General features: G+C 72.4%; 24 protein-coding genes. 1 reads left to right on the top strand and 23 read right to left on the bottom strand.

What is annotated here, in order from left to right:
* Positions 1-82: 82 nt before the first annotated feature.
* Positions 83-2,431: a trypsin-like serine protease gene (locus ACR68M_RS28990; RefSeq protein ID WP_441247104.1), complete on the bottom strand. Its 2,349-nt coding sequence runs from the start codon at positions 2,429-2,431 to the stop codon at positions 83-85.
* A gap of 454 nt (positions 2,432-2,885) precedes the next feature.
* Here ACR68M_RS28990 and ACR68M_RS28985 point away from each other — a divergent pair, with 454 nt between their 5' ends.
* Positions 2,886-6,959, top strand: coding sequence for a polymorphic toxin type 27 domain-containing protein (locus ACR68M_RS28985; protein ID WP_441247103.1), 4,074 nt, complete (start codon positions 2,886-2,888; stop codon positions 6,957-6,959).
* Between the two features lie 52 nt (positions 6,960-7,011).
* Here the strand turns inward: ACR68M_RS28985 and ACR68M_RS28980 are convergent, their stop codons facing one another.
* From ACR68M_RS28980 to prcA, 22 genes are all read right to left on the bottom strand, one after another.
* Positions 7,012-7,374, bottom strand: a complete 363-nt coding sequence (locus ACR68M_RS28980; RefSeq protein ID WP_441247102.1) for a DUF6193 family natural product biosynthesis protein — start codon at positions 7,372-7,374, stop codon at positions 7,012-7,014.
* A gap of 21 nt (positions 7,375-7,395) precedes the next feature.
* Positions 7,396-7,860 (bottom strand): DUF3761 domain-containing protein, encoded by a 465-nt coding sequence (locus tag ACR68M_RS28975; protein ID WP_441247101.1) that lies wholly within the window; start codon positions 7,858-7,860, stop codon positions 7,396-7,398.
* A 154-nt stretch (positions 7,861-8,014) separates the two neighbouring features.
* The gene (locus tag ACR68M_RS28970; protein WP_441247100.1) at positions 8,015-8,725 is read right to left on the bottom strand and encodes a GntR family transcriptional regulator; all 711 of its coding nucleotides are present in this window, start codon (positions 8,723-8,725) and stop codon (positions 8,015-8,017) included.
* Positions 8,726-8,779: 54 nt separating this feature from the next.
* Positions 8,780-9,721 carry an ornithine cyclodeaminase family protein gene (locus ACR68M_RS28965; protein WP_441247099.1) on the bottom strand — a complete coding sequence of 314 codons (942 nt, stop codon included), beginning with the start codon at positions 9,719-9,721 and terminating at the stop codon, positions 8,780-8,782.
* Positions 9,721-10,752, bottom strand: a complete 1,032-nt coding sequence (locus tag ACR68M_RS28960) for a proline racemase family protein (RefSeq protein WP_441247098.1) — start codon at positions 10,750-10,752, stop codon at positions 9,721-9,723. Before ACR68M_RS28960 ends, ACR68M_RS28965 begins: the two co-directional genes overlap by 1 nt.
* Complete coding sequence (locus ACR68M_RS28955) at positions 10,749-12,128, bottom strand: aldehyde dehydrogenase family protein (RefSeq protein ID WP_441247097.1); 1,380 nt, start codon at positions 12,126-12,128, stop codon at positions 10,749-10,751. The genes ACR68M_RS28960 and ACR68M_RS28955 overlap by 4 nt, the downstream gene beginning before the upstream one ends.
* Positions 12,129-12,170: 42 nt before the next feature.
* Positions 12,171-13,172 (bottom strand): proline racemase family protein, encoded by a 1,002-nt coding sequence (locus ACR68M_RS28950; RefSeq protein ID WP_441247096.1) that lies wholly within the window; start codon positions 13,170-13,172, stop codon positions 12,171-12,173.
* Between the two features lie 81 nt (positions 13,173-13,253).
* Complete coding sequence (locus tag ACR68M_RS28945) at positions 13,254-14,117, bottom strand: dihydrodipicolinate synthase family protein (protein WP_441251741.1); 864 nt, start codon at positions 14,115-14,117, stop codon at positions 13,254-13,256.
* Between the two features lie 130 nt (positions 14,118-14,247).
* Positions 14,248-15,645, bottom strand: coding sequence for an FAD-dependent oxidoreductase (locus tag ACR68M_RS28940; RefSeq protein ID WP_441247095.1), 1,398 nt, complete (start codon positions 15,643-15,645; stop codon positions 14,248-14,250).
* The gene (locus tag ACR68M_RS28935) at positions 15,626-15,943 is read right to left on the bottom strand and encodes a (2Fe-2S)-binding protein (RefSeq protein WP_441247094.1); all 318 of its coding nucleotides are present in this window, start codon (positions 15,941-15,943) and stop codon (positions 15,626-15,628) included. The genes ACR68M_RS28940 and ACR68M_RS28935 overlap by 20 nt, the downstream gene beginning before the upstream one ends.
* Positions 15,943-17,097: an NAD(P)/FAD-dependent oxidoreductase gene (locus ACR68M_RS28930; RefSeq protein WP_441247093.1), complete on the bottom strand. Its 1,155-nt coding sequence runs from the start codon at positions 17,095-17,097 to the stop codon at positions 15,943-15,945. Before ACR68M_RS28930 ends, ACR68M_RS28935 begins: the two co-directional genes overlap by 1 nt.
* 124 nt (positions 17,098-17,221) lie before the next feature.
* Positions 17,222-18,154 (bottom strand): twin-arginine translocase subunit TatC, encoded by a 933-nt coding sequence (gene tatC, locus ACR68M_RS28925; protein ID WP_441247092.1) that lies wholly within the window; start codon positions 18,152-18,154, stop codon positions 17,222-17,224.
* Between the two features lie 66 nt (positions 18,155-18,220).
* Positions 18,221-18,487, bottom strand: coding sequence for a Sec-independent protein translocase subunit TatA (gene tatA, locus ACR68M_RS28920; protein WP_441247091.1), 267 nt, complete (start codon positions 18,485-18,487; stop codon positions 18,221-18,223).
* A 112-nt stretch (positions 18,488-18,599) separates the two neighbouring features.
* A complete protein-coding gene (locus tag ACR68M_RS28915; protein WP_441247090.1) occupies positions 18,600-18,773 on the bottom strand; it encodes a hypothetical protein in 174 nt (57 codons plus the stop codon).
* A gap of 4 nt (positions 18,774-18,777) precedes the next feature.
* A complete protein-coding gene (locus ACR68M_RS28910; RefSeq protein WP_441247089.1) occupies positions 18,778-19,008 on the bottom strand; it encodes a hypothetical protein in 231 nt (76 codons plus the stop codon).
* A gap of 3 nt (positions 19,009-19,011) precedes the next feature.
* Positions 19,012-19,965, bottom strand: coding sequence for a helix-turn-helix transcriptional regulator (locus tag ACR68M_RS28905; protein WP_441247088.1), 954 nt, complete (start codon positions 19,963-19,965; stop codon positions 19,012-19,014).
* Complete coding sequence (locus tag ACR68M_RS28900) at positions 19,962-20,942, bottom strand: helix-turn-helix transcriptional regulator (RefSeq protein ID WP_441247087.1); 981 nt, start codon at positions 20,940-20,942, stop codon at positions 19,962-19,964. The genes ACR68M_RS28905 and ACR68M_RS28900 overlap by 4 nt, the downstream gene beginning before the upstream one ends.
* A 169-nt stretch (positions 20,943-21,111) precedes the next feature.
* Complete coding sequence (locus ACR68M_RS28895; protein ID WP_441247086.1) at positions 21,112-21,510, bottom strand: FKBP-type peptidyl-prolyl cis-trans isomerase; 399 nt, start codon at positions 21,508-21,510, stop codon at positions 21,112-21,114.
* An 87-nt stretch (positions 21,511-21,597) separates the two neighbouring features.
* Complete coding sequence (locus tag ACR68M_RS28890) at positions 21,598-22,905, bottom strand: FKBP-type peptidyl-prolyl cis-trans isomerase (protein ID WP_441247085.1); 1,308 nt, start codon at positions 22,903-22,905, stop codon at positions 21,598-21,600.
* 117 nt (positions 22,906-23,022) lie between these two features.
* Entirely contained in the window at positions 23,023-24,015 is a 993-nt protein-coding gene (locus ACR68M_RS28885) for an FKBP-type peptidyl-prolyl cis-trans isomerase (protein WP_441247084.1), read from the bottom strand.
* A gap of 149 nt (positions 24,016-24,164) precedes the next feature.
* Positions 24,165-25,526, bottom strand: coding sequence for a Pup--protein ligase (gene pafA / locus ACR68M_RS28880; protein WP_441247083.1), 1,362 nt, complete (start codon positions 25,524-25,526; stop codon positions 24,165-24,167).
* A 142-nt stretch (positions 25,527-25,668) separates the two neighbouring features.
* Positions 25,669-26,451 (bottom strand): proteasome subunit alpha, encoded by a 783-nt coding sequence (prcA, locus tag ACR68M_RS28875; protein ID WP_441247082.1) that lies wholly within the window; start codon positions 26,449-26,451, stop codon positions 25,669-25,671.
* Between the last annotated feature and the right edge of the window lie 3 nt (positions 26,452-26,454).

Below are 26,454 nucleotides of genomic sequence, written 5' to 3'. Positions count from 1 at the left end.
CTCGTGCGCCGTAGGAGGGACCGGCCGGACATGCCTGTGGTGCGGCACGCGAGTGCCGCACCACAGGGTCGTACGGGGTGGGTCAGCTCTTCACGAAGTAGCCGAACAGGTCGACGATCGCGTGGCTGTGGCCGAAGTGGTTGTAGAGGTCGATCCGGCTGTTGCCGACGGGGACCGTGGCGTGGTTGGAGAGGGTCTGGCCGGTCGCGAAGTTGAGGTTGCTGACGACCGGTCGGGTGATGCCGTCCGGGTAGAGGGTGAAGAAACCGCCCGCGTCGGACTGCGTGGTGGTGACGTTCAGCACAGCGGTCCCGGTGCCCCAGGGGAAGCCGGTGACGGCGACGGTCTGGTCGGGGCCGATCACGGTGTTCGGGCTCTGCCGGGTGTCCAGCAAGCGGCTGGGGCTTTGCGGGCGGTAGAGGTCGGTGCCGCTCGGGCCGTAGTAGCCGGCCAGGTCGACGACCGCGTGGGCGGTGCCGGCGAAGTTGAAGACGGTGATCTTGCCGTCCTTGCCGATCGGCACGATCGCCTGGTCGGACAGGACGGCACCGGCGCCGAAGTTGATGCTGGAGGTCGCCGGGCGGGCGGCACCGGCCGGGTACGCGGTGAAGTAGCCGCCGTTGGTGGAGCCGACGGTGGTGAGGTTCACGACGGCGGCGGTGGCGTCGGCGGGCACGCCGTTCTGGCCGGTGATCTGGACGTCGACCGTCCCGTTCGGGCCGATGGCGCCACCGCTGCTACGGGTGTCGAGCACGCGCACGGGCCCGCTCGCGGCGAACTTGCCGGGCGAGGCCGGGCTGTAGTAGCCCGCGACGTCGACGAGGGCATCGAAGTCGTTGGCGTTGGTCCACAGGTAGACCTTGCCGTCCGCGCTGACCGGTGCGGTCACCAGGTTGGCGATGACCTGCCCGGTGGTGAAGTTGATCGCCGAGGCGGTCGGCCGGGCGGCGTCGTTCGGCTCGACGGCCAGAAATCCGGCTCGTGAAGGGTTGACCACCGTGACGTTCAGGACGACGGCGGTGGCACCCTGCGGCAGCTTGAACGCGCTGGTGCCGCTCTGGCCGAGGTCGAGCACCTTCTCGCCGCCGCCCTGGTTCGGAGCCCAGGTGCGGCCACCGCTGATCCGGGTGTCCAGCACGCGGGTGGCGGTGACGGGGGTGTAGCCGGAGCGCGCGTAGATGCCGTACTGCTGGAACCAGGGCCCGAGGTCGTCCACCCGGGTGTCGTACGCCCCGACCGGCGCGCTGTCCTCCGTGCCCAGGCAGCCGTGCTGCCAGGAGCGGCTGTTGACGGCCGCCAGCTCCCAGCGGTTCGAGCCGATGCCGCGCAGGGCCGGGCCCCCGGTGGCGCCCTTGCAGACCGGGCCGCCGATGATGCCGATGCCGGAGTTCGGGAGGCCCGGCGGGGGGCTGCTGGGGAGGTCGTGCGACGGAGCGATGTCCAGACCGGTGGGGCCGACGACCCCGACGGTGGAGAAGCTCTGCTGCCGCTTGTCGTGCGCCCACGAGGTGTCGGTACGGCCGAAGCCGCCGACGTCGAGCCGCTCCCCTGCCATAGGGGCGGTGCCGGAGATCGGGATCGGCGACACGGACGGGACGGGGGCGGCGAGGCGGGCCAGCACGAGGTCACGGTCGGTGCGGGGCACCAGCTCGACGACGGCGAAGTTGGTGGGATCCGGCGGGATGCTCATCATGTTGGAGACGATGGTCGCCGTCGTCTTGTCCAGCGGAGCACCGGCCGGGACGGCGAGGCTCTGCTCGGGGGTGTCGGTGAAGCAGCTTGCGGCGGTGAGGACCCATGACGGGTCGACCAGGGTGCCGGAGCAGACCCGCTTGCCGCCGATGTCGAGCCGCGCGGTGGCCTCGAACGGGTCGGTCAGGCCTGGGAGCGTGCCGACGGGGCCCGGACCGGCGGGGCCGCCACCCGCGGAGCTGTTCGAGGTGACGTTCATTTCGAGCAGGACGGTGTCGGGCTTGCTCGCGTCGCCCTCGCCGACGCCCTTGAGCTCACCCTTGGCGACGTCGACGGTCTGCGGCACACCGTTGGACGTCAGGTTCGCCTTGATGGTGACGTCGGTCGACTCGATGCCGAAGACCTGGGGGATCGACACGGCGATGTAGCCGGTCGGCGTGACAGCGGTGAAGCAGACGGTGTTGTCCTTGGCCCCGGCCAGCCGGGTCCACACCGTGATCTGGTGCGGGTTGGCGCAGTCGGTCAGGTTGATGTGGCCGTCGCCTCGCATGACGGCGACGCCGGTCGCCTGGAGGATGTCGGCGGCATAGGGGTAGGCGCCGTCCTCGACTGCGAAAGGCGCGGTCGAATTGACCGGTGCGGTGTCGGCCACGGCAGAACTGCCATTGCCCAGAACGGTCATGGCGGCAGCTGCGGCCATGACCGCGCCTGCCAGCGACTTCCGCTTACGGGAAACCATGTGACTCTCTTCGGGTACAGGGGTGGGGGCGCGACAGGTCAACGAAAGCGCCGTAAAACGGATATAAGGCGGACATAAGGGGGAGAGCTGAGGCGTCCAACTCCGACCCCTGGCACGCCGCCTGACTGCGGGTAATATACGATGCCCATAGACCTTTAAGGAAACTCTCAGAGTACGAGAACGGCAGAACGGCCTGACGGCGGCCATCCTTTCGCCGTATCCGAAATCATTTCGGGACCGCATTTCTACAATCAGTGCCAAACGTAATTCTCCAGCCTGATCCGAGCCGCTATGATCGCCGCGCCGATAAACGGCGATAGCGACAGCGGAGAGGTGATCGGTGAGCCCGAAAGCAAGAGCAGGGCGGGGCGCTGGAGGAATTCCCGGCATTGGTGCCCTGTGTCGGGGGCTTGTTCCGCTGGCACTGATAGCGGGTCTGGTCACGGCAAGCCCGGTGGCCGCCGACCAGGCTCCCGCCCCGGCCACGCCGGTGAGCGTGCTCCCCGACACCCCCCGTGCACAGGTCATCGGCCGATGGAAATCCGGTGGCCCGGCCGTCAAGGCCGCCGCCGAATCCGCCCTCGTCGGGGGGGATACGGAAGTCCGGCATTTCCTCGATGTCGACCAGGCCGCCGGGCAGGTGCTGGACGACCGGCAGCTGGCGCTCCAGGTCATCAGCGTCGGCGGGCGCGCAGTCCGGGAGGCCGCGAAGACGGCACTCGCGGACTCGCTCGCGGGTAATCCTGCCAACCTCCGCACCTTCCTCGACAGCGGCTGGAAGCCGTTGCAGGAGCAGGACGAGCGGGTCCAGGTGGTCCAGCTCGTCACCGCGGGTGGCCGTGGGCTGAAGGAGGCGGGCCGGAAGGCTCTCGACGGCACCGAGGACGACGTCCGGGCCTTCCTCGACCGGGGCAGGTACGCGGCCCAGGAGAGCGACGACCGGGTCGCGCTGGTGCAGCTCGTCTCGGCCGGCGGCCCCACCGTGAAGTCGGCCGGCAAGGCCGCCCTGGACGGCTCGACCGAGGACATCAGCGAGTTCCTCAAGGTCGGCCAGTACGTCGCCCGCTCCCGCGACCAGGAGCATGCCACCGTCGCCGACCTGGCCGAGCAGGTCACCGAGGCCGGGGCCGAGGCCCAGCGCGAGAGCGACCAGGCCACCGAGGACGCCGCCCGAGCCACCGACGCCGCCGGGCTGGCCCGGCAGGCCGCCGAACAGGCCGCCACCGAGACGCAGGCCGCCCAGGGCGACGCGACCAGGGCGGCGGCCGCCGCCGCGCGCGCCGCCGAGGCGGGCCGCCGCGCCGCGCAGGCCGCACAGGCCGCGGTGGGCGCCGCCCAGGCCGCGACCCGATCGGCCCGGCTGGCCGCCAGCGCCGCCTCGGAGGCCTCCGCCGCCGCCGACGGCGCCCTGCAGGCCGCCTCCAGGGCGCTGAACGCCGCAGCCGCCGCCACCACGGACCGGGACAAGGCCGCGTACGCCGCCCAGGTGGTGAAGGACAACGAGCTGATCATCACCAGCGCGATGGCCGTCGCCGCCGCTGCCCGACACGCCGCCGTGGCCGCCCAGGCCGCCGACTACGCGGCCAAGGCCGCTGCCGACGCGAGCACGCAGACCACTGCCACCGCCGACGCCACCGACCAGGCCGCGACCTACGCCGACGCGGCCGGTGTCTCCTCCGACGAGGCCCGCGCGGCCGCCGCCACCACCCGGCGGCACGCTGCCGAGGCCTCGCGCGCGGCCAAGGCCGCCTCCTCGCTGGCGCACGAATCCGCCGACGCTGCCAACGAGTCGGCCGACGCGGCCGACTCCGCCGTCAAGCACGCCCAGGACGCCTCGGCCCTGGCGACGCAGGCCGTCCAGCACGCGGGCGAGGCGGCGATCGCCGCCGACCAGTCGAAGCTCCACGCGGCCGCCGCCACGGAGGCTGCCAATGCGGCGAGCGCCCGGGTCGAGAAGGCCAAGACCGTCGAGCAGTTGGCCCGCAAGACCGAGGACGAGGACCTCACCAGCCGCACCAACGCCGGCATCGAGGAGGCCAAGGACCTCAAGGCTGCTCTGGACCTGCGGCAGAGCGCCGCCGCGAAGGCGATCGACGACGCGAAGAAGCTCGACACCGACGCCGCGGCAGCGGCCGCCGAGGCCGCCCAGCCCGGTGCGGACCAGGCCACCGTCGCGGCCAAGGGCCGCCGGATGGCCCTCGCTGCCATGAAGACCCGTGGCCCGTGGAGCCAATCGGCCGCCGCGTTCGCCCTCGCCGGTGACGACCTGGCCGTCGACGCCTACGTCCGCAACCTCTGGCGTACCTCCGCCCAGCAGGACGAGCGCACCCGGCTCCTGCACCCCGTCGACGACAAGCAGTCGGCCGCCGTGGCCGCCGCCACCACAGCGGCGCTGAAGGGCGGGCCGGATCAGGTCCACGCCTTCCTCACGACCGGGCGTGACCAGGTCGCCGCCCCCGACTACCGGGTGCAGATCGTCCAGTTGGTCACCGCGGGCGGGCGCGGCGTCCAGGAGGCCGGCCGGGCCGCACTCGCCACGAACACCGTCGACGCGCTCGTCACCTTCCTGAACTCCGGCCAGTACACCGCCCGGGACGCCGACGAGCGGGTCCGAGCCGTCCAACTGCTCGGCAGCGGCGGCAAGGAGGTGCAGGCCGCCGCCCGGATCGCGCTCGAAGGGCCGCAGCAACTCCTGCACGCCTTCATCGAGTCGGGCCAGTACAAGGCGCAGCACAAGGATGCGGTCACCGCCCAGCACGTGGCGGCCGTCGAGCAGATGATCGCCGACAGCGCCGCCGTCGCGGCCACCGCCCAGCAGAACGCGGCCGAGGCCGCCCGTCAGGCGGCGCTCGCCCGCAAGGCGTCGGAGGAGGCAGACTCCTGGGCGCTGAAGGCCCAGGACTCCGCGCAGCAGGCCGCCGGTTTCGCCGCCCAGGCCGTGCAGTCCGCCACCGAGGCAAAGGCCGACGCCGACAAGGCGGCCGACGCCGCCAGGACGGCTGCCTCGGCGGAGCAGACCGCACAGCGCGCCGCCAGTTCTGCCGACCACTCGGCGGACTGGGCCACAGCCGCCGCCCAGGCAGCCCGGGGCTTCGCCGACCTGGCCGCCAAGGCCCACGACGACGCTCTGGCCGCCGCAAAGACGGCGCACAAGACCTCGGTCGACGCCGAACTCGACGCCGCCATGGCCTACGAGTCCTACATGATGAACCAGGAGGAGCAGAAGGCCTGGGAGCAGCAGTTCGACCAGCTGCTCTACGACCAGACGAAGGAGCGGCTCGACAGCTACAAGAGCTCCTTCGACACGCTGGGGGCGATCCACCTCCTGCTCGACGTCGTCGGCCTGATCCCGGTCGCGGGCGAGTTCTCCGACCTCGCCAGTTGCGGTCTGTACGCGCTGGAGAAGAACTGGGTCGACGCGGGCCTCTCGTGCGCCAGCGCCATCCCGATCGAGGGCTACGTCGCCTCGGCGGTCAAGTTCGAGAAGTGGGGCGAGAAGGGGGCCGAGCTTCTCAAGAAACTGACCCGCGACAAGCTCGGGGACGCCCCGAGCGAGCTGCCCCCGCTGGTCTGCCTGACCAGGGCCGCAGCCGCCGCAGGCAACAGCTTCCCCGCCGGGACGCGCGTCCTGATGGCCGACGGCACCACCGCACCGATCGAGCGGATCCGGATCGGCCAGCAGGTGCTGGCCGGAGACCCCGGGACGGCGAGGACCAGCGCCCGCCGGGTGGACGACACCATCGTCACCCCGGACGACCGCGACTTCACCGACCTCACCGTCACGGCGGCCGACGGCACCTCCGCCAAGGTCACCTCGACCGACCACCACCCGTACTGGTCGGCCAACCTGCACACCTGGCGCGACGCCGCCGACCTCGTACCGGGCGACTCCGTCCTGACGGCGGCGGGCCGACCGGCGCAGATCGCCGCGGTGCGGCACTGGAAGACCCTCCAGCCCGCCTACAACCTCACCGTCAACGCGCTCCACACGTACTACGTCCTCGCGGGCAGCACGCCGGTCCTGGTGCACAACAGCTCGGAGTTGGGGAAGCTGTGCGAGGACGGTGATCACATCGTGCTCGGGATCAACCCGGCGTCGGACGATCTGGCCACTGCCCTCAGCGGCGGGGCGCGCACGTTCAACGACATCAAGTACGGGAAGCCGTACGACAACACCGGTAAGCCGAAGTGGATGGTCGGCGTCGAGCAGGCGATCGAGAACGAGAACGTGACCCTCTCGGTGACCCTCGACGGAGTCAAGGACGAGGAGCTCAGCAAGGCGCTGAACACGTACACCGAGGCCCAGACGCCCGAGCGGGCCCTGGAGCTTCTCCTCGAGCGAGGGCGGCCGCTGATCGGCCCCAACTGGACGCTCGGGGCCCAGGGGGGCAACGGGACGGCCTGGGAGGTCGCGCTGCTTCGGCTGAAGGTGATCCTGGGCAAGCGCAAGTGGGAGAAGATCAACTGGTACTGGAAGGGTAAGAACTACACCACCCAGTTGACCAAGCCCGGCTGGGCCGAGGACTGACCCTCCCTGCGAGACAAGGTGCCCCGCCGGATCATCCGGCGGGGCACACTCGTCAGCCTTCCAGGGGCGACAGCAGCTCGGGGCCCCCGACGATCGCGGCGCCGCACCCCCGGGGGATGTTGCGCACCAGAAGCTCCACCGCCCCCGCCGCTGTGTCGGCCCGGCCGATCTCCGGGTCTCCCGGCGTGTTCAGCCGCAGCACCCGGAACCTGTCTCCGTCGTCCGGGAAGACCGACGGAAGGTCTTGGGACCAGGGGAAGTCCGTGCAGCGGCTGAACTGCAGCGAGCCGTGGCTCACCAGGGGGTACAAGGTCCGCAGCAACGGGTCGGCGTGCGCCGCCTCGACGAGCGCGTGGTCGACCCGGCTCTCAGGCATCGCCCTGACGGTCTGCCACTGCACCTCGACATCATTCATGCCTGAACCCTACTGACCGACCTACTTGAACCAGTACTCGACGCCGCCGTGCTTGGAGCAGGTGCCGGAGGGGGTGGCCGAGAACGACGGGGTGCCGTCCTTGCACTGGGCCATCTCCGAGTCACTGACCGGCGTCAGGCCCGCGTCCCAGCCGCAGGAGCCGACGGTGTGGTGACCGCAGGAGCCCGCCGCCTTCTGCGGTGCCTCGGAGGTCGGCGGGGCCTTGGTCGGCGCCGGGGGCTCGTGGGTGGTCGGAGCCGCAGTCCGCGAGGGCTTCGGGGCCGGAGTACTGGGGGCGGTGCTCGGCGCGGGCGGCGGGGCCGGAGTGCTAGGGGTCGTGCTCGGTACGGCGGGCGGGGGCGTCGTGACGGGCGCCTGGCTGACGGGCGGGGCCTCGGCGGGGGTGGCGGTCACCGACGGGGCGGGCGGGGCGACGGGCGGGGTCTCGGGCTGACAGGCGGTGGTCAGGAACGCCAACACGGACACTGCGGCTATCGCGAGTGTCCGTGGGCCTCTCGTCATTCGGGTCATGACCGAGCAAAATACAGATCAGCCGATCCTCATACTGACGAACGGTGAAATATCCCGAACTGTCCGTCAGATTCGCCCGTCAGATCCGGGCGTCAGATCCGTGCAGCTGTCAGCGCGTGCCGAGCCGCAGGGCCGGGCGCTCCTCGACCACCGTGTCACTGCCGTCGGCCCAGAGCGAGCGGATGTGGCCGAGGTGGCGGGCGAGGAACGCCTCGGCGGCCGCGTCGTCGCCCGTCAGCATGATGTCGAGCAGCTCCAGGTGCTCCTCCGCCGAGGAGACCAGCTCGCCGCGCTGGTCGAGGCGGTTCAGCCCGTAGAGGCGCGAGCGCTTGCGCAGGTCGCCGACGGTCTCGACCAGGCGGGCGTTGCCGGCCAGGGCAAGCAGGTCGAGGTGGAACTGCCGGTCCGACTCCAGGTACGCGATCAGGTCGTGCTTGCGGGCCGCCGCGACGATCGCCTGGGCCTGCGGGCGCAGCGCCTCCAGCTGCTCGGCGGTGGCGGTGCGGGTGACCCGGCCGACGGTCGGGACCTCGATCAGGGCGCGGATCTCGGTGTAGTCGTCGAGGTCGCGCTCGGTCAGCTCGGTGACCCGGAAGCCCTTGTTGCGGACGGCCTCGACCAGGCCCTCGCGGGCCAGGTCGAGCATCGCCTCGCGGACGGGTGTCGCGGAGACGCCGAAGTCGGCGGCCAGCGCGGGGGCCGAGTAGACGACCCCCGGGCGCAGCTCACCGGAGATGAGCGCGGCGCGCAGGGCATGGGCGACCTGGTCGCGCAGCCGCTCCTGCACGGAGATGAGGGCGCGGGGCTTGAGGTCGGCCATGGTGTTCCTCCGGGGGTCTACAGGACACCATTGTACAATGTCACGTTTCGCTAATTATGAAACATTTCCATGCATTGTGTAAAGCTCGTACTGGGCCGCCGCCACCGCGAGATCCTGCCAGGCCATCCCCACGCTCTTGAAGAACCTGGGCCGGTCGGCCGGTACAACTGCCTTGTCATTGACGATTTCTGACAGATTAGCAAGCTCGTCCGATTCGGCAATGGCCGCCTCCCCCAGCGGGATCAGCAGATCCCCGGCTTCGCGCAGCGCCGCCGAGCGGGCCTCGACGTACCGGGCGGATCGGGCCACCAGCGCACTGTCGACCTCCCGGGCCACCGGCTCGTGCGAGCCGACCGCCGCGACGGCCGCGTGGTCGGGCACCAGGCGCCCGTCGAAGAGCGGGGTCCGGGCGGTGGTGCAGCAGACCACCACGTCCGCCTGGGCGACGGCGTCCGCCGTGCCGGTGGCGGCGGTGAGACCGAGGGTACGGGCATGCGCGACGAACTCGGCGGCGGGCTCGGCCCGGCGGCCGACCACCGTCAGCCGGGTGAGCGGCAGCACGGCGCGCAGCGCGTCCAGGTGCCCGTACGCCTGCGGGCCCGCGCCGAAGATCACCAGGTGCGAGGCGCCCGGGGCGGCCAGGCGGCGCAGCGCGACGGCGGTGACCGCCGGGGTGCGCAGGGCGGTGAGCGCGGCACCGTCGTAGAGGGCGATCGGCTGGAGGGTCGGGCCGTCGAGCAGCAGGTAGCTGCCGGTGATCCGAGGCAGGCCGCGCCCGGGGTTGGCCGGAGCCACTCCGGCGATCTTGATGCCGGTGTACTCCGCCGTGGCGGCGGGCATCAGCAGCAGCTCGCCGGCGGGCACCGGCAGGTTGGTCCGGGCCGGGCAGGTCTCCGGGTCGAGCCCGTCGAGCAGGACGCGTTCGAGCGCCTCGACGGCCTGGGCCGGGTCGAGCGTCAGCTGGGCGGGGTGGAGTGCAGCGGGGTGGAGTGACATCAGAGCAGGAATCCCGTCCCCAGCATGTCGTGCGGGTCGAGCACGAAGCGGTGCTCGCCCGTGCGGTGGGCGGTGCCGGTGACCTCGGTGATCACGCCGTCCCGGTGCTCCCCGGCCAGCCGGCCCGTGAACACCGTACCGATCACCGACTCGTGGCGGAGCACGTCCCCGGCGGCGAGCCGCCCCTCGGCGGCGAGCAGGGCGAGCCGGGCGGAGGTGCCCGAGCCGCACGGCGAGCGGTCGATCTGGCCGTCGGCGAAGACGGTGACGTTGCGCTGCGACGGGCCCTCCGGGGTGTCCGGCAGGTCCTCGTGCAGGATGACGCCGTAGACGCCGGACAGGCGCGGGTCGGTGGCGTGGCGGGTCGCCGGCTCCGCCGCCAGGGCGGCCCGGATCTCCCGCGCGACGGCGGTCAGCTCGGGCAGGTCGGCCAGGCCGACGGTCAGGCCGAGGGCGGTGGCGGAGACCGAGGCGTAGCAGGCACCGGAGTGCGCGAGGTCGACGGACACCGTCCCGCGCGAGGTGGCGACGGCCAGCCCCCGGGCGCTGACGGCGGTCGGTACGTTCCGGAAGGTCACGGCGGTGGTGCGGCCCGCCTCGCGGTGCACGGCGGCGCTGACCCGGCCGGACGGGACGTCGATCCGCACCCGGGCGGTGCCGTCCTCGGGGGCGGCGACCAGGCCGGAGTCGACGGCCCACGCGCCGAGCGCGATGGTGCCGTGCCCGCACGCGGTGGAGTAGCCGTCCTTGTGCCAGAACAGCACCCCGAGGTGCGCCTCGGAGTCGTCCGGCGGCACCACGAACCCGCCGTACATCCCGGCGTGCCCGCGCGGCTCGCGGGTGAGCAGCTGCCGCACCTCGTCCAGCGGGCCGGGGCGCGGTGCGGTGGCCGTGCCGCCCGCGCCGAGCGCGATCGCACGGCGCTCGGCGACCGTGTCGCCCGCGACCGGCGGCAGCCCGGCGGTGACGATCCGGAAGGGCTCACCGGCCGCGTGGTAGTCGACCGTCTCGATCACCCGGAGACCGGTCACCGCGGGCTCCCGGCGGGGAGGATGGTGACGGTGCGGCTCGCGGTGTAGAAGTCCAGCACGGCTTGGCCCTGCTCGCGGGCGCCGTAGCTGGCCGACTTGGCGCCGCCGAAGGGCAGGTGGAAGTCGACGCCGCTGGACGGCGCGTTGACGCGGACCATGCCCGCGTCGAGGCGGTCGGCGGCGGCCAGCGCGGTGTCCAGGTCGCGGGTGTGCACCGAGGTCGCCAGGCTGTGCCGGGTGCTGTTGGCGATCGCGATCGCCTCGTCCAGGTCAGCTGCTCGCAGCAGCACCGCGACCGGGCCGAAGTACTCCTCGACGAGCAGCGGGTGCCCGGCCGGTACGTCCTCCAGCAGCGCGGGCTCGAAGTACCACCCCGGGCGCTCCGGGCGGGTGCCGCCCGTCAGGACGACCGCCCCGGCGGCGCGGGCGGAGTCGACGGCCCCGGTCAGCCGGGTCAGCGCGGCCTCGTTGATGACCGGGCCGCATGCCGTGCCGGGCTCGGCCGGGTCGCTCGCGGGGCTGCCGGCCAGTGCCTTGGCGAGCGCCTCGGCCAGCGGCTCGTACGCGTCACCGACGGCGATCACCCTGCTGGTGGCGGTGCACTTCTGCCCCGCGTACCCAGCGATGGCGGCGGCCAGGTGGGCGGCGGCCTGCGCGATGTCGGCGTCCGGCAGCACGATGGCGGCGTTCAGGCCGCCCATCTCGGCCTGCACCGGGATGCCGCGGGCCGTGGTGGTCGCGATCACGGCCTGCCCGACGGCCGTCGAACCGGTGAAGGAGACCACGTCGGCGGCCGAGACCAGCGCGTTGCCCTCCTCGGCGCCGCCCGGCAGCACGGTGAGGACGCCCTCGGGCAGGCCCGCAAGCTCGGCGATCCGCAGCGCACAGGCCGTCCCCTCGGGGGCCGGCTTGAGCACCACGGTGTTGCCGACGGCGAGCGCCGGGGCGGCCTTCCAGACCGGGATGGCGAGCGGGAAGTTCCACGGCGTGATCAGACCCGCGACGCCGTACGGGCGGCGGCGGGTGAGCAGCAGGCCCTCCCCGGCGGCGGGCTCGTGCACGGCGCCGGAGGGCGCGTACGGGGCCTGCGCGTAGTACCGCCAGATCGCGGCCGTCCGGGCGACCTCGCCCCGCGCCTCGGCGAGCGGCTTGCCGACCTCGCGGACGGTCAGCTGCGCGAGCTCCTCGGCATGCGCCTCGACCGCGTCGGCGGCCCGGCCCAACGCGGCGGCGCGGCCGGCCGCGCCCAGCTTGACCCACCCCGCCTGCGCGGCGCGGGCCCGCTCCACGGCGGCGGCCGTGCCGAACGCCCCCGGCGTCTCGACGGAGACCACCAGGTCGGACGGGTCGGCGGGGTTGTACGAGCTGATGGTCACAGCGGGACCTCCATGAGAATTGGTGAACCTTGGGGGCGGCCCTCAGAGCAGGAAACCGGCCGGGAAGGGGTCCGACGGGTCGAGGAAGTACTGGGCGGTGCCGGTGAGCCAGGCGCGGCCGGTGACGGTGGGGATCACGGCGGGGATTCCCGCGACCGTCGTCTCCTCGACCAGGCGGCCGGTGAAGGTGGTGCCGATGAAGGAGTCGTTGCGGAAGTCCTGGCCTATCGGCAGCTCGCCCCGGGCGTGCAGCTGGGCCATCCGGGCGGAGGTGCCGGTGCCGCAGGGGCTGCGGTCGAACCAGCCGGGGTGGATCGCCATCGCGTGGCGGGAGTGCTGGGCGGTCGAGCCCGGCGCCAGCAGCTGGACGTGGTGGCAGCTGTGGATGGACGGGTCCTCGGGGTGCACGGGGCGGTCGGCCGCGTTGATCGCGTCCATCAGGGCCAGCCCGGCGTCCAGGATGTCCTGCTTGCGCTCGCGCTCGAAGGGGAGCCCGAACTCGGCGAGCGGCAGGATCGCGTAGAAGTTGCCGCCGTACGCGAGGTCGTAGCCGACGGTGCCGTAGCCGGGCACCTCGATCTTGCGGTCGAGGGCGACGGAGTACGAGGGGACGTTGCGGATCGTGACGGCCTTCGCGGCCCCGTCCTCGACCTGTACGTCGGCGATGACCAGCCCGGCCGGGGTGTCCAGCCGGACGGTGGTGACGGGCTCGACGACGTCGACCATGCCGGTCTCGACCAGCACGGTGGCGACCCCGATGGTGCCGTGCCCGCACATCGGCAGCAGGCCGGAGACCTCGATGTAGAGCACGCCGAAGTCGGCGTCCGGCCGGGTCGGCGGCTGGAGGATCGCGCCGCTCATCGCGGCGTGGCCCCGGGGCTCGTACATCAGCAGGGTGCGGAAGTGGTCCAGGTGCTCCTGGAAGTGCACCCGGCGCTCGGCCATCGTCGCGCCGGGGATGACCCCGAACCCGCCGGTGACGACCCGGGTCGGCATGCCCTCGGTGTGCGAGTCGACGGCGTGGAAGACGTGACGGCTGCGCATGACTTTTCTCCCCAGGTCGGAAGGAAGGGTACGGGAGGGCCGGCTGCCCCCGCAGCCGGCCTCTGGCGGTGCACCGGGGTGTTAGACGAGACCCTCGGCGATGGCCTTCTCCGTGGCGGCGCGGACGGCCGCCTCGATCTCCGGGGAGAGCGGGAAGCGCGGCGGGCGGACGGGGCCGCCGGGGCGCCCGGCGATGTCCATCGAGAGCTTGATGGCCTGGACGAACTCCGTCTTGGAGTCCCAGCGCAGCAGGGAGTGCAGCGCCTTGTAGAGCGGCAGCGCCGTCTCCAGGTCGCCGGAGACGGCGGCGTGGAAGAGCTTGGCGGAGGCCTGGGGCAGCGCGTTCGGGTACCCGGCGATCCAGCCGACGGCGCCGGCCAGGGCCAGCTCCAGCAGGACGTCGTCGGCGCCGATCAGCAGGTCGAGGCCGGGGGCCAGCTCGGCGATCTCGTACGCCCGGCGGACGTCGCCGCTGAACTCCTTGACCGCGACGATCGAGCCGTCGCCGTGCAGCTGGGCGAGCAGCTCGGGGACGAGGTCGACCTTGGTGTCGATCGGGTTGTTGTACGCGACGATCGGCACGCCGGCCTTGGCGACCTCGCCGTAGTGGGCGCGGACGGCGGCGTGGTCGGCGCGGTAGGCGTTCGGCGGGAGCAGCAGGACGGACCCGGCACCGGCCTCGGCGGCCTGCTCGGTCCAGCGGCGGCTCTCGGCGCTGCCGTAGGCGGCGACGCCGGGCATGACGCGCGAGCCGTCACCGGCGGCCTCGACGGCCGTGGTGACCACGCGGGCGCGCTCCTCGGCGGTGAGCGTCTGGTACTCCCCGAGTGAGCCGTTGGGCACCACGCCGTCGCAGCCGGAGTCGATCAGCCAGCGGACGTGCTCGGCGTAGGCGTCGTAGTCCACCGACAGGTCCGCACGCAGCGGCAGTGTGGTGGCGACCATGATGCCGCGCCAGGGGCGGGCGGGCTCGTGGGTGGCGAGAGACACGGGGACAACTCCCTAGTAGTGAGGTGTGACATTTTATTGTAGCGAACAGGGAAGCCACAAGAGGCTCGCCCGTCCGAAGGTTCGGTCAGTCGGTCAGGTCGGCCAGCTGCCCCAGCGGCACGGGGCAGGCCAGCGGTCGGCTGTCGGCACGCGGGGTGGTCTCCCCGGCCAGGCAGGCGACGGCGGCGCCGCACATCCGGCCCTGGCACCAGCCCATCCCGGCCCGGGTGAGCAGCTTGACGGTACGGGCGTCGCTCGCGCCGAGCTCCTCCACCGCCTCACGGATCTTCCCGGCCGGGACTTCCTCGCAGCGGCAGACGTCCGTCTCCGGCCGCAGCCACTCCGTCCAGCCGGGGCCCGGCCGGTGCGCGGCGGCCATCAGCTCGGCGAACGCCCGGCGGCGGCCCTGCCGGGCCCGCAGGGCTGCGGGTACGGGGCTCCCGGCGACCGAGCGGGCCGCCAGCTCGCCCTCGGCGATCGCCAGGTCGGCGCCGCCCACCCCGCAGGTCTCGCCCGCCGCCCAGAGGCCCGGCAGGCTGGTCCGCAGCTCGGCGTCGACCTTCAGGGCGACGGTGCCGTCGGGGGTGACGCGGGTCTCGGCGCCCAGCTCGGTGGCCAGCTCGATCTGCGGCACCAGGCCGTGGCCGACCGCCACCGCGTCGCACTCGACCCGGCGCTCGGTGCCGGGCACCGGGCGCCAGTCACGGTCCAGCCGGGCGATCGTCACGGCCGTCACCCGGTCGGTGCCGTGCGCCTCGACCACCGCGCTGGAGCGCCGCAGCCGGACGCCGTGCCGCAGCAGCTTCGCCCCGTGCTCGGCGCCCTCGACCAGCTTGGCCGGGTTGGCCGCGAGGGTGGTCAGGCCCCGGGCGTAGCCGAGGTAGTCCGTCGCCTCGACCACGGCCGGGACGGCAGCCCCTGCGGTGACCAGCGAGGCGGCGGCGGCCAGCAGCAGCGGGCCGCTGCCCGCGACCACGACCCTGCGGCCCGGCAGCACCAGGCCCGCCTTGAGCATGGCCTGCGCACCGCCCGCCGTGACCACCCCGGGCAGCGTCCAGCCGGGGAAGGGCAGCTGACGCTCGTACGCGCCGGTGGCCAGCAGCACCGCGCGGGCCTGCACGACGGCCTGGCCCTCGGAGTGCAGGCGCCACAGCTCGGAGCGCTCGGCCGTCCAGACGTGGTGGCCGGTCAGGTAGTCGAGGCGGCCGACCGCCGTGTGCCGCCGGAGCCGGGCGGAGAGGCCGGCGAAGGCGGACCAGCCGTGGTGCAGCTTCTCCGGGTGCGCGGCCTTCAGGCCGGGCGCCGGGTGGCGGTAGTACTGGCCGCCGGGGCGGGGGCCCGCGTCCAGCAGGGCGCAGCGCAGGCCGAGGTCGGCGGCGGTCACGGCGGCGGCGAGCCCGGCCGGGCCCGCGCCGATCACCGCGAGGTCGTACGGCTCCGCGGCCCGGTCGAGCCCGGACGGCTCAGATGGCGAGGTCGGCACGGCCGTGGCCCTCCTGGGTGGTGACGGTGTCGCCGGGCTGCGCGGGCAGCAGGCAGGTGCGCTGGTTGGGGCGGCCGTTGACGGTGGCGAGGCAGTCGAAGCAGACGCCGATGCCGCAGAAGGCGCCGCGCGGCTTGCCGCCGACCCGGGTGGTGCGCCAGGCCATGATGTCCTGCGCCCAGAGGGCGGCGGCGATGCTCTGGCCGGGCAGGGCGGGGATCGTGCGGCCGTCGAAGTCGAAGGTGTGCGCCGTCTCGGGCTGCGCGCCGACCAGCGAGGCGGGGGTGCGAGTACTCATCAGGCGGTCCCGAAGCGGTCGGCACGGAAGGGGGTCAGGTCGAGCGCGGGCTGTGCGCCCGAGAGCTGGGCCGCGATCAGCTCGCCGGTGGCCGGGGCGAGCCCGATGCCGGCGCCCTCGTGGCCGCAGGCGTGGTAGAGGCCGGGCACCCGGGCGTCGGCGCCGATGGCGGGCAGGTGGTCCGGCAGGTAGGGGCGGAAGCCCCGGTAGGCGCGCTGCACGGCGACCTCGGCGAGGACCGGGAAGAGCGCGGCGGCCTGGGCGGCGAGCCGGTGCAGCACCTCCACGGAGAGCGTGCGGTCGAAGCCGACCCGCTCCCGGCTGGCGCCGATCAGCACCGGCCCGGCGGGGGTGCCCTCGACCACGGGGGAGGTCTGGAGGGCGGCCGAGCCACTGGCCACGTCCGCGACGTAGTCGGCGGCGTAGACCTTGTGCCTGACGATCCTCGGTAGCGGCTCGGTGACGAGGACGAAGCCGCGCCTGGGCAGCACCGGCAGTGCCACACCGGCCAGCTCGGCGACGGCGCCGCCCCACGTCCCGGCGGCGTTGACCACGGCCGGGGCGTCGAGGGTGCGCCGCTCGGTGGTGACGCCGGTGACGGCGCCGCCGGGGCCCGTGCGGACGGCGGTGACGGCCTCGCCGAGGAAGAGCTCGGCGCCGGCCCGGCGGGCGGCGCGCAGCAGGTGGGCGGCGGCCAGCGCGGGCTGCACCTGGGCGTCCTGCGGGTAGTGGAAGCCGCCGACCAGGCTGGGGGCCAGGTGCGGCTCCAGCTCGTGCAGGCGCTCCCCCGGGATCTCGGCGGCCTCGACCCCGGCCTTGCCCTGGTGGGCGGCGAAGGCGCGCAGCGCGTCCATCCCGGCTTCGCCGGAGGCGACCACCAGGCCGCCCTTGGGCTCGTACTCGGTCTGCTCGCCGATCTCCTCCGCCAGCTCGCGCCAGAGCTGGGTCGAGTACAGCGCGAGGTCCAGCTCCGGGCCGGGCTCCTTGTCGGAGACCAGCAGGTTGCCTTCACCTGCGCCGGTGGTGCCGCCCGCGACCGGACCGCGGTCGACGACGGCGACGGCCAGGCCGGCCCGGGTCGCGTAGTACGCGCAGGCGGCGCCGACGACTCCGGCGCCGATCACCACGACGTCGTGGGGGGATCTCTTGGACACGGCAGTAATATGTCACACTGCAGTCACTGTTGCCAAGAGCACGTAAAAAACGAGATCCACCACTTACGAACAAAGGGGCGCGGGGAAAATCCCCGCGCCCCTAGGACCGTGTGTGACGGGCCTGTCAGGTGATGTCGTCCATCTGCTCACGACGGGCACCCGGCACCGGCGCCGGAGCGGCCGGAGCGTCGGACGCGGTGACCGACTCGGCGGAGTCGACCTGCTCGACGCTGAGGTCCAGGTGCGAGGCCTCCTCGTCGTCGAGGTCCGCGTCCGGGTTGCGGCGGGCCCGGCGGCGGTCGTTGACCATCGCGATGGCGACGGCGATGAAGTAGAGCAGCCAGATCGGCGCGGCCAGCGCCAGCATGCTGAGCGGGTCGGTGCTCGGGGTCGCGAACGCCGCGAAGACCGTGATGCCCATGATCATGGCGCGCCACCAGCCGAGCAGCCGCTTGCCGCTGAGCACGTTGGCGAAGTTCAGCATCACCAGCAGCAGCGGGAACTCGAAGGCGCAGCCGAAGACGAGCAGCAGCCGCGTCGCGATGTCGAAGTAGTCCTCGGGCGGCAGGATCGGCGTCGTGCCGTTCGGGCTGAACGAGATCAGCACCTGCACGGTCGTCGGCAGCAGCAGGTAGGCGGTGGTCACACCGCCCAGGAAGAGCGGCACGCCGCCGGCCAGGAAGCCGAGCGCGTAGCGGCGCTCGTGGCGGTGCAGGCCCGGCGAGACGAACGCCCACAGCTGGTACAGCCAGATCGGCACGGTGGCGACCACCGCCGCCGTGAGGGCGACCTTCAGCGTCCAGGTGAACGGGGTCGTCAGACCGATGTTCGAGACCTGCGCGCACTTGCCCTTGAAGGTCTGCGCCGTGCCCGGGGTGCACTGCGGAAGCGGCTTCAGCAGGAACTTCTCGATCTCGGTGTGGAAGTACAGCGCGACGATCGTGAGCAGCACGATGGCCAGGACGGACTTCACCAACCGGCTCCGCAGCTCACGGAGATGGTCGGCGAGGGCCATCCGGCCCTCGGGGTCCTTGGACGGCTTGGACGACTTGCTCAACCCCGGTCCTCAACTCGTGCGGGGAGCTCGCCGGGTGGCGGGCTCCGGTGACGGACTGCCGTGCGCTCAGTCGCGCGGTGGCGCGTCCTGCGGCTCGGCGACGGGGCGGGCGGCCGTGCCCGGGTCACCCGGAGCGGCCTTCACCGCCTTCGGGGCCTCGGCCTGCGGCTGCGGTGCGGGCTCGGTGCCGTCCTCGTGCAGGGCCTTGACCTCGGTCTTGAGGATGCGGGCCGACTTGCCGAGGTTGCGCATCAGCTCGGGCAGCTTCTTCGCGCCGAAGAGCAGCACGGCAAAGACCACGAGCACCAGGATCGCGGTGGGCGAGATCCTCATGTGCGACCACCTTCCTCGTAGGGGAAGCACTCCCCCACTGCGGGCGATGGTAGCCCGTGCCGGTGACCACGAGGCAACCCCGGCCCACCCACTTCGTCGGCTGTGCCTCCCATCATGCTCCGGTGACGCCCTGACCGGAGCCGCGCCCGGCCTCCAGGGCCCGCACCGCCGACTCGACCTCGCGGGCGAGCCCGCGGACGTCGAGCCAGAGGCGGCAGGCCAGGGCGCCGAGCACCAGCAGGCCCGCCGTGGAGAGCAGCACCGCCGCGACGATCGTCCAGTTCACCGGTTCACCCCTCGGCCGGTACGAGCCGCATGGTGCTGACCCCGGCCCCGGTCAGCGCCGCGACGATCTTCTCACCGGCCGGCTTGCGGACGGCGGCGCCGCACTCCGGGCAGCCGAAGCTGTAGAAGGTCCGCTCCGGGGTGGCGCCGAGGGCGAGCCGGAAGGCCGGGACCGGCAGTTCGACCTTGGCCCGGCAGTCGGAGCAGTAGACCTGGAATCTGGTGCCCTCGGTCACCGCTCAGGCCCCGTCCCGGTAGCCGTCGAGCGCGGCGAGCGCGGCCGCACGGGCCTGCTCGGCCAGCTCGGCGGGTGCGACGATCCGGCCCTCGCGGCCGAGCCGCAGGGCCAGCGGGCGCAGACCGGCCGGATCGGCGCTGCGCAGCGTGATCCGCAGGCCGCCGTCCGGCAGCTCCTCGGCGCTGTCGTGGGTGTAGTACTCGGCGACCCAGCGGCCGCCGGGGCCGACCTCGACGACGACCTCGGGGTCGTCGGCGGCCGGGCTGACCAGCCCGGCGGAGAGGTCGCGGGGCTCCAGCCGGGGCGGGTCGGCGGGCTCGTCCAGGATCTTGATCTCGGCGACCCGGTCGAGCCGGAAGAGGCGGCGGTCCTCGGAGACCCGGCACCACCCCTCCAGGTAGGTGTGGCCCTCGGTGACCAGGCGGATCGGGTCGACCTCGCGCTCGGTCATGCCGCCGCGCCCGTGCGAGTAGTAGCGGAGCCAGATCAGCCGGCCCTCGCTCAGCGCGCGGTCGATGTCGGCGAAGACCTGGCCCTCGGCCTCGAAGGTCACGCCGATCCGGGCGCTGGACTCGGCGCTCTCGCCGGCCGCGTTCTCGATCTTGGTGACGGCGCGGGTGAGCGCCTGCCGGTCCCGCTCGCGCAGGCCCGGCAGCCCGGCGACGGCGCGGGCGGCGACGAGCAGGGCGGTCGCCTCGTCGGCGGCGAGGCGCAGTGGCTGCGCGACGTCGTCGACGTTGTGCCACCAGATCCGCTCGCCGTCGGTGTCGATGTCGAGCAGGTCACCGCCCCGGAAGCTTGTGCCGCACATCGGCAGCACGTTCAGGTCGTCGATCAGCTCGCGCTCGGTGATGCCGAAGGCGCGGGCGACCTCGGCGACCTCGGCGCCGGGGCGCTCGCGCAGGTAGGTGACCAGCGAGAGCATCCGCCTGGTCTGGTCGATGGCGTTGCTCATGCCCGTGCTCCCTCGATCCCCAGCCCGGCCACCGCACGCAGCCGGTCGATGACATCCGCCCGCAGGTCGTCCGGCCCGAGCACGACCAGGTCGGGCCCGAACTCGGCGAGATCGGCGCCCAGGCCGTTGCCGTACGGGATCTCCAGCTCGTCCCACTGCTCGTCGACCGAGCCGACGGCCAGCGCCTTCGTCCGCAGCGGGAAGCCGGCGCCCTTGCGCAGCCGGATCTTCGCGGTCGCGGTGGCGCCCTCACCCGCGAAGGCGGCGACGACGGCGCGTACGTCGACGTGGCCGGGCACCTCGCCGGTGAAGCGGCCCGCCCGGGAGCGGACCTTGCCGGTGATCCGGCTGAGCCGGAAGACCCGGGCGGCGGCGCGGTCGCGGTCCCAGCCGGCCAGATACCAGTGGCCGCGCCAGCACTCCAGCGCCCAGGGCTCGACGGCCCGCAGCTCGGGCGCGGCAGCCCCGGCCTTGCGGTACTCGAAGCTGACGGGGCGGCGGTCCCGGGCGGCGACGAGCAGCGGCTCGAAGGCGGCCTCCCGGGCCGGGATGCGGGGCTGGAGCGCGCTGTGCTCGGTGTCCTCGGTGAACGGCACCCCGGCGGCGCGCAGTTTCTGCAGGGCGCCGCTGGCGGCGCCGGACATCTTGGCCTGCTGCCAGACGCGGGCGGCCAGCGTCAGGGCGGCGGCCTCCTCGGCGTCCAGGGCGATCTCGGGCAGCCGGTTGCGGTCGCGGCGGGCGAGGTAGCCGACCTCGCCGTCGAGGGCGTTCTCGTCGACGTCGATGACCAGGCCGAGTTCGCGCAGGTCGTCCTTGTCCCGCTCGAACATCCGGTTGAAGGCGTCCTCGCTGCCCTGCTGCCAGGCCTCGCGGTACGCCTCGACGGACTCCCGCAGCTCCCTCTTCGAGAGCGGCCGTCTGGTGTTCATCAGGCACAGGGCGAGATTCATCAGCCGCTCCGCCTTGGCGATCGCCATCGCTGACCTTTCCGTACGACGCGTGCGCCGGACGGTCTTGATCCGGCGGACCCGACCGTACCGTTACCGGCCGTACGGGGGAAAGCTGGGGAAAGTCGAGGGCCGCACCCCGCGCTCGGCGGGGTACGGCCCTCGGGTGACGCTCAGGTGGTCGTCAGCTAGGACGGCGTCAGACGCCGAGCAGGTCCACGACGAAGACCAGGGTCGAGCCGGCCGGGATGAGCGGGCTCGGGGACTGGTTCCCGTACGCCAGGTGGGCGGGGATGACCAGCTCGCGACGGCCGCCGACCTTCATGCCCTGGACGCCCTGGTCCCAGCCCTTGATGACCCGGCCGCCGCCCAGCGGGAAGCGGAAGCTCTGGCCGCGGTTCCAGGAGGCGTCGAACTCCTCGCCGGTCTCGAAGGTGACACCGACGTAGTGGACCTCGACCATGGCACCGGACTTGGCCTCGGCGCCCTCACCCACGACGATGTCGCGGATCTGCAGCTCCTTCGGAGCCTCGCCACCCGGGAAGTCGATCTCGGGCTTCGTCTTGTCGGTCACGACAACTCTCTTCTCACTCGGCATTGTGTGCATGACTGAGCGGCAGACACCCGCACCGCCGCCCCGTCTCGGGGACCACGCTACGGGTGTCTGCCGCCCGACCTGCCTAGGCTAGCTGTCGGCCGCGCCGACACCCGCATCCAGGATGTCGATCACGAACACCAGTGTCGAATTCGCCGGGATCGGGCCCGAGGCCTGGTCCTTGTAACCGAGGGACGGCGGGATCACGAGTTCGATCCGGCTACCGATGGTCTGGCCGACGACGCCCTTGTCCCAGCCCTCGATGACGCTGCCGCCACCGGTGACGAAGCTGAAGGCCTGACCCCGGTCGAGCGAGGAGTCGAACTTCTTGCCGTCCTTGTAGAGCGCGCCGGTGTACTGGACGACGACCTTCTCGCCCGACTCGACCTTGCGGCCCTTACCGGGGATCAGCACCGCCGACTTGAGCTCGGTCGGCTCGGCCGCGCCCGGCTCCGGGGTGATGTCGGCGGCCTTCTTGCCGTTGTCCTTCACCTTGGGGAAGCCGGCCGGCGGGTCGGTCATGTCGCCGCTGACCGTCGCGTCGGGGGCGGTCGCCTGCTTGATGTCGACCACGAAGACCAGGTTGTCGGTCGCGCCGACACCCATGCCGCTGTTGCCCTGGGTACCGAAGGCGGCCGCCGGGGGCGCCACCACGAGCAGGCGGCTGCCCGCCTTGTGGCCCGTCACGACGCTGTCCAGCGCCGGGATGAGCTTGCCCGAGCCGGCCTGGTAGAGCTGCGGCTTGCCGTTGTCGTACGACCCGGCGATGTCCTTGCCGGTGGCCCAGTCCTTGGCCGCGAAGTCGACCGTCACCCAGGCGCCCTTGTCGACCTTCGGGCCGTCGCCCTCACTGATCTGCTTGACCACGAAGGAGCCGTCGGCCGCCTCCTTGGGCACCTCGATCGTCGGCTTCTTGCCGAAGTCGCCGGTGATCGTCGGCAGCACCTTGGCGCTGTCCTTGATCGGCGGCACCGGGTCGGGCGTGGGCGCGGCCGGGGTGCTCGGCGCCGCGTCCGCGGCCTTGGCCTTGGTCGAGGAGCTCGGCTTGTTCACCATGTACAGCGTGACGCCGCTGCCGACCAGCAGCAGGGCGAGCACCGTGCCGAGGATCACGCCCAGCTTCCCGGCCCCGGGCGGGTTCTCGTCGTACCCCGCCTCGGAGAAGTCCTTCTTCCGCACGGTCGACGCGAACACCTGCGGCTCGTCGTCCTTGGCGGCGTCACGCGGCTCGGCCGGGGCACCGCCCCAGCCCGCCTGCTGCTTCAGGATCGACGGTGGTACGACGATCGACTCACCATCGCCCGGCAGCGGGCCGCCGGGCCGCGAGGCGGCCGGGTCACCGGCAGCGGTGCCGTTCGCGGTGCCGGCCTCTCCCGGGCTCGACGTTTTATCAGACATGACTCCCCATCCATCCGGCCGTGCTGCGCCCTCATCCGGGGGCCCGCCGACACATAGCACAGTGCTGAGGGGCAGCAGTATGTCAGGTGAAGATGAGGGCCCGCGGCGGGCAGCATCTCAGACGGCCTCCAGGATGTCGATCACGAACACCAGCGTCGAGTTCGCGGGCACCGAGGACTGCGCCTTGTCGCCGTAGCCGAGGCCCGGCGGCACCACCAGCTCGACCCGGCTGCCGACGGTCTGGCCGACCAGTCCCTCGTCCCAGCCCTTGATCAGGCTGCCGGTGCCGACCTGGAGCGCCTGCGCGCCGCCGTGGCTCCAGGAGGAGTCGAACGGCTGGCCGTTGCTCCACAGCACTCCGGTGTACTGGACGACCAGGGTCTGGCCGGACTGCACCGGCTTGCCGTCGCCCTTCACCAGCACGAACTTCTGCAGGTCGGTGGGCGGCGCCGGCGGCCCGGCCGGGACGGTGATCGTCGGGGCTGCCTTGCCGTTGTCCTTGACCTGCGGCGAGGTCGCCGGCGGCTGGGTGATCGCCCCCGCGATGGTCGAGTCCTGCGGCACGTCCTCCATGATGTCCAGCACGAAGACCACCGTGTCCCCCGCACCGACCCCGAGGTTGCTGCTGCCCTGGCCGCCGAAGCCCGCCGCCGGGGGTGCCACCACCAGCAGCCGGCTGCCGACCTTCTTGCCCAGCACGCTCGTGTCGAAGGCGGGCACCAACTGTCCGCTGGCCGCCTGGTAGAGCTGCGGCTTCTGGCCGGAGTCGTACGAGCTGGTCAGGTCCTTGCCGGTGGTCCAGTCCTTCGCCGTGTAGTTGATCGTCACCCAGTCGTTCTTGGCGACCGCCGCGCCGTCGCCCTCGCTCACCGTGTTCACCACGAACTGCCCGCTCGGCTGCCCCGACGGGATCGTGATCGTCGCCTTGGTGCCGAAGTCGCCCGTCACGGTGGGCATCGGCGCGGCCGAGGCGACAGGCGTCGGCACCGCGACGGCCGAGGCCGAGGCCGTGCCGGAGGGCGAGGCCCCGGCCGAGGAGGACGAGCCGCTGCTGCACGCGGCCAGCAGGAGTACGGGCAGCACTGCGAGCAACCCGGCGAGACGTCGCACGGTCGGGGTTCCTAACTGTCGGTCGGTGGTGACCGTCAGCCTATGGCCCGATTCGTCCCGAGATGGGGAGGCGCAGCCGCACGGGAAGGGGGCGGTGACCGGGCATCAGCACCCGGTCACCGCCCCCGCACCGCACGGTCACACCCCGATCACATACCGGCGATCAGCTTCTCCACCCGCTCGTCCACCGAGCGGAACGGGTCCTTGCAGAGCACCGTGCGCTGCGCCTGGTCGTTCAGCTTCAGGTGCACCCAGTCGACGGTGAAGTCCCGCCGCTGCTCCTGCGCCCGGCGGATGAAGTCGCCGCGCAGCCGGGCCCGGGTGGTCTGCGGGGGCACCGACTTGGCCTCGAAGGTCTTGAGGTCGGTGGTGACCCGCTCGGCCTGGCCCTTGTTCTGGAGCAGGTAGAACAGGCCGCGGCGGCGGTGGATGTCGTGGTACGCGAGGTCGATCTGGGCCACCCTCGGGTTCGACATCGTCATGTCGTGCTTGGCCCGGTACCGCTCGATCAGCCGGTACTTCATGATCCAGTCGATCTCGGTGTCGACCTTGGAGAGGTCCTCCGTGCGGACCGCCTCCAGAGTGCGGCCCCAGAGTTCGAGCACCCGGCCGATGGTGCCCTCGTTGATTCCCTTGCGGTCGGCGAACTCCAGTGCCTTGGAGTAGTACTCCTCCTGGATGTCCAGGGCGCTGGCCTCGCGGCCGTTGGCGAGCCGCACCTGGTGGGTGCCGGTGAGGTCGTGGCTGACCTCCCGGATGGCCCGGATCGGGTTCTCCAGTGTCAGGTCACGCATCACCACCCCGGCCTCGATCAGGCGCAGCACCAGGTCGGTGGCGCCGACCTTGAGCAGGGTGGTGGTCTCCGACATGTTGGAGTCACCGACGATGACGTGCAGCCGCCGGTAGCGCTCGGCGTCGGCGTGCGGTTCGTCGCGGGTGTTGATGATCGGCCGGGAGCGGGTGGTGGCGGAGCTGACGCCCTCCCAGATGTGCTCGGCCCGCTGGCTGACGCAGAAGACCGCACCGCGCGGCGTCTGCAGCACCTTGCCGGCCCCGCAGATCAGCTGGCGCGTCACGAGGAAGGGGATCAGCACGTCGGCGAGCCGGGAGAACTCGCCGTGCCGGGCCACCAGGTAGTTCTCGTGGCAGCCGTAGGAGTTCCCGGCTGAGTCGGTGTTGTTCTTGAAGAGGTAGACGTCCCCGGCGATGCCCTCCTCGTGCAGGCGCCGTTCGGCGTCCACCAGGAGGCCTTCGAGGATGCGTTCGCCCGCCTTGTCGTGCGTCACCAGCTCCGTGACGTCATCGCACTCGGGCGTGGCGTACTCGGGGTGCGAGCCGACGTCGAGGTACAGGCGGGCACCGTTGCGCAGGAAGACATTGCTGCTGCGGCCCCAGGAAACTACTCGGCGGAAGAGGTACCTGGCCACCTCGTCAGGAGACAGACGTCGTTGTCCCCGGAACGTACACGTGACACCGTACTCGTTCTCCAGCCCGAAAATTCGGCGGTCCATGAGGCATCTTTTCTCTTTTCGGGGCCTTGCGAAACCCCATTACGAGATGTCGATCCCATCACGGCGCTCGGTCAACTCGCCGCAGACGCACGGGAATCCCGCACGGCGGCTGTTGCCTCCGTACGGGATTCACGCGACCGGGCTACTCGGCGGCGTCCGGCAGCTCGCCGACGTCCGGGTCATCGGCGGCAGCAGCCACCTCGGGGGCGTCCTCGGGGGTGTCGTCGCCTTCGAGCAGGCGGGTGAGCTGGCCGCCGAGGATGCGCTTGAACTTGCGCTTCTGGGGCCGCTGGCGGTCCAGGACGGCGACCTCGAGCTGCTCGGTGGTCAGGGTCCGCGCGGTGCCGCCGTTGGGGTCCCTGGCGAGGGCGTCGACGGCGACCTTGAGGGCCTCGGGGAGGGTCATCCCGACCCGGTGGGTCTGGCTGAGGTAGGTGCCGATGGAGTCGGCGTTGCCGCCGACCACGACGGTGTTCTGCTCGTCGACGACCGAGCCGTCCGGGGTGAGCCGGTAGATCTGGTCGTCCTCGACGCCCTTGCCGACCTCGGCCACCACGAGCTCGACCTCGTACGGCTTCTCGCCGACCGAGGAGAAGATGGTGCCGAGCGTCTGGGCGTAGACGTTGGCCAGACCGCGGGCCGTCACGTCGGCGCGGTCGTAGGAGTAGCCCCGAAGGTCGGCGTAGCGGACGCCGCCGATCCGGAGGTTCTCGAACTCGTTGTAGCGGCCGACCGCGGCGAAGGCGATCTTGTCGTAGATCTCGGAGACCTTGTGCAGCGCGCGGGAGGTGTTCTCCGCGACGAAGAGGATGCCGTCGGCGTAGGTGAGCACGACCACGCTGCGACCGCGCGCGATGCCCTTGCGGGCGTACTCCGCGCGGTCCGCCATGGCCTGCTGAGGCGAGACGTAGAACGGTGTGGACACCGG

The organism is Kitasatospora sp. McL0602 (assembly GCF_052076145.1).
Lineage (GTDB): Bacteria > Actinomycetota > Actinomycetes > Streptomycetales > Streptomycetaceae > Kitasatospora.
Note: the sequence above shows the minus strand (reverse complement) of the source record. Positions and strands in the feature narration are given on the sequence as shown.

What these genes read in the sequence shown, in the direction of transcription:
- ACR68M_RS28990 (WP_441247104.1), bottom strand. Translation starts at nt 2,431, where the DNA reads ATGGTTTCCCGTAAGCGGAAGTCGCTGGCAGGCGCGGTCATGGCCGCA.
- ACR68M_RS28980 (WP_441247102.1), bottom strand. Translation starts at nt 7,374, where the DNA reads ATGAATGATGTCGAGGTGCAGTGGCAGACCGTCAGGGCGATGCCTGAG.
- ACR68M_RS28970 (WP_441247100.1), bottom strand. Translation starts at nt 8,725, where the DNA reads ATGGCCGACCTCAAGCCCCGCGCCCTCATCTCCGTGCAGGAGCGGCTG.
- ACR68M_RS28965 (WP_441247099.1), bottom strand. Translation starts at nt 9,721, where the DNA reads ATGTCACTCCACCCCGCTGCACTCCACCCCGCCCAGCTGACGCTCGAC.
- ACR68M_RS28950 (WP_441247096.1), bottom strand. Translation starts at nt 13,172, where the DNA reads ATGCGCAGCCGTCACGTCTTCCACGCCGTCGACTCGCACACCGAGGGC.
- ACR68M_RS28945 (WP_441251741.1), bottom strand. Translation starts at nt 14,117, where the DNA reads ATGGTCGCCACCACACTGCCGCTGCGTGCGGACCTGTCGGTGGACTAC.
- ACR68M_RS28935 (WP_441247094.1), bottom strand. Translation starts at nt 15,943, where the DNA reads ATGAGTACTCGCACCCCCGCCTCGCTGGTCGGCGCGCAGCCCGAGACG.
- tatA (WP_441247091.1), bottom strand. Translation starts at nt 18,487, where the DNA reads ATGAGGATCTCGCCCACCGCGATCCTGGTGCTCGTGGTCTTTGCCGTG.
- ACR68M_RS28905 (WP_441247088.1), bottom strand. Translation starts at nt 19,965, where the DNA reads ATGAGCAACGCCATCGACCAGACCAGGCGGATGCTCTCGCTGGTCACC.
- ACR68M_RS28900 (WP_441247087.1), bottom strand. Translation starts at nt 20,942, where the DNA reads ATGGCGATCGCCAAGGCGGAGCGGCTGATGAATCTCGCCCTGTGCCTG.
- ACR68M_RS28895 (WP_441247086.1), bottom strand. Translation starts at nt 21,510, where the DNA reads ATGCCGAGTGAGAAGAGAGTTGTCGTGACCGACAAGACGAAGCCCGAG.
- ACR68M_RS28890 (WP_441247085.1), bottom strand. Translation starts at nt 22,905, where the DNA reads ATGTCTGATAAAACGTCGAGCCCGGGAGAGGCCGGCACCGCGAACGGC.
- pafA (WP_441247083.1), bottom strand. Translation starts at nt 25,526, where the DNA reads ATGGACCGCCGAATTTTCGGGCTGGAGAACGAGTACGGTGTCACGTGT.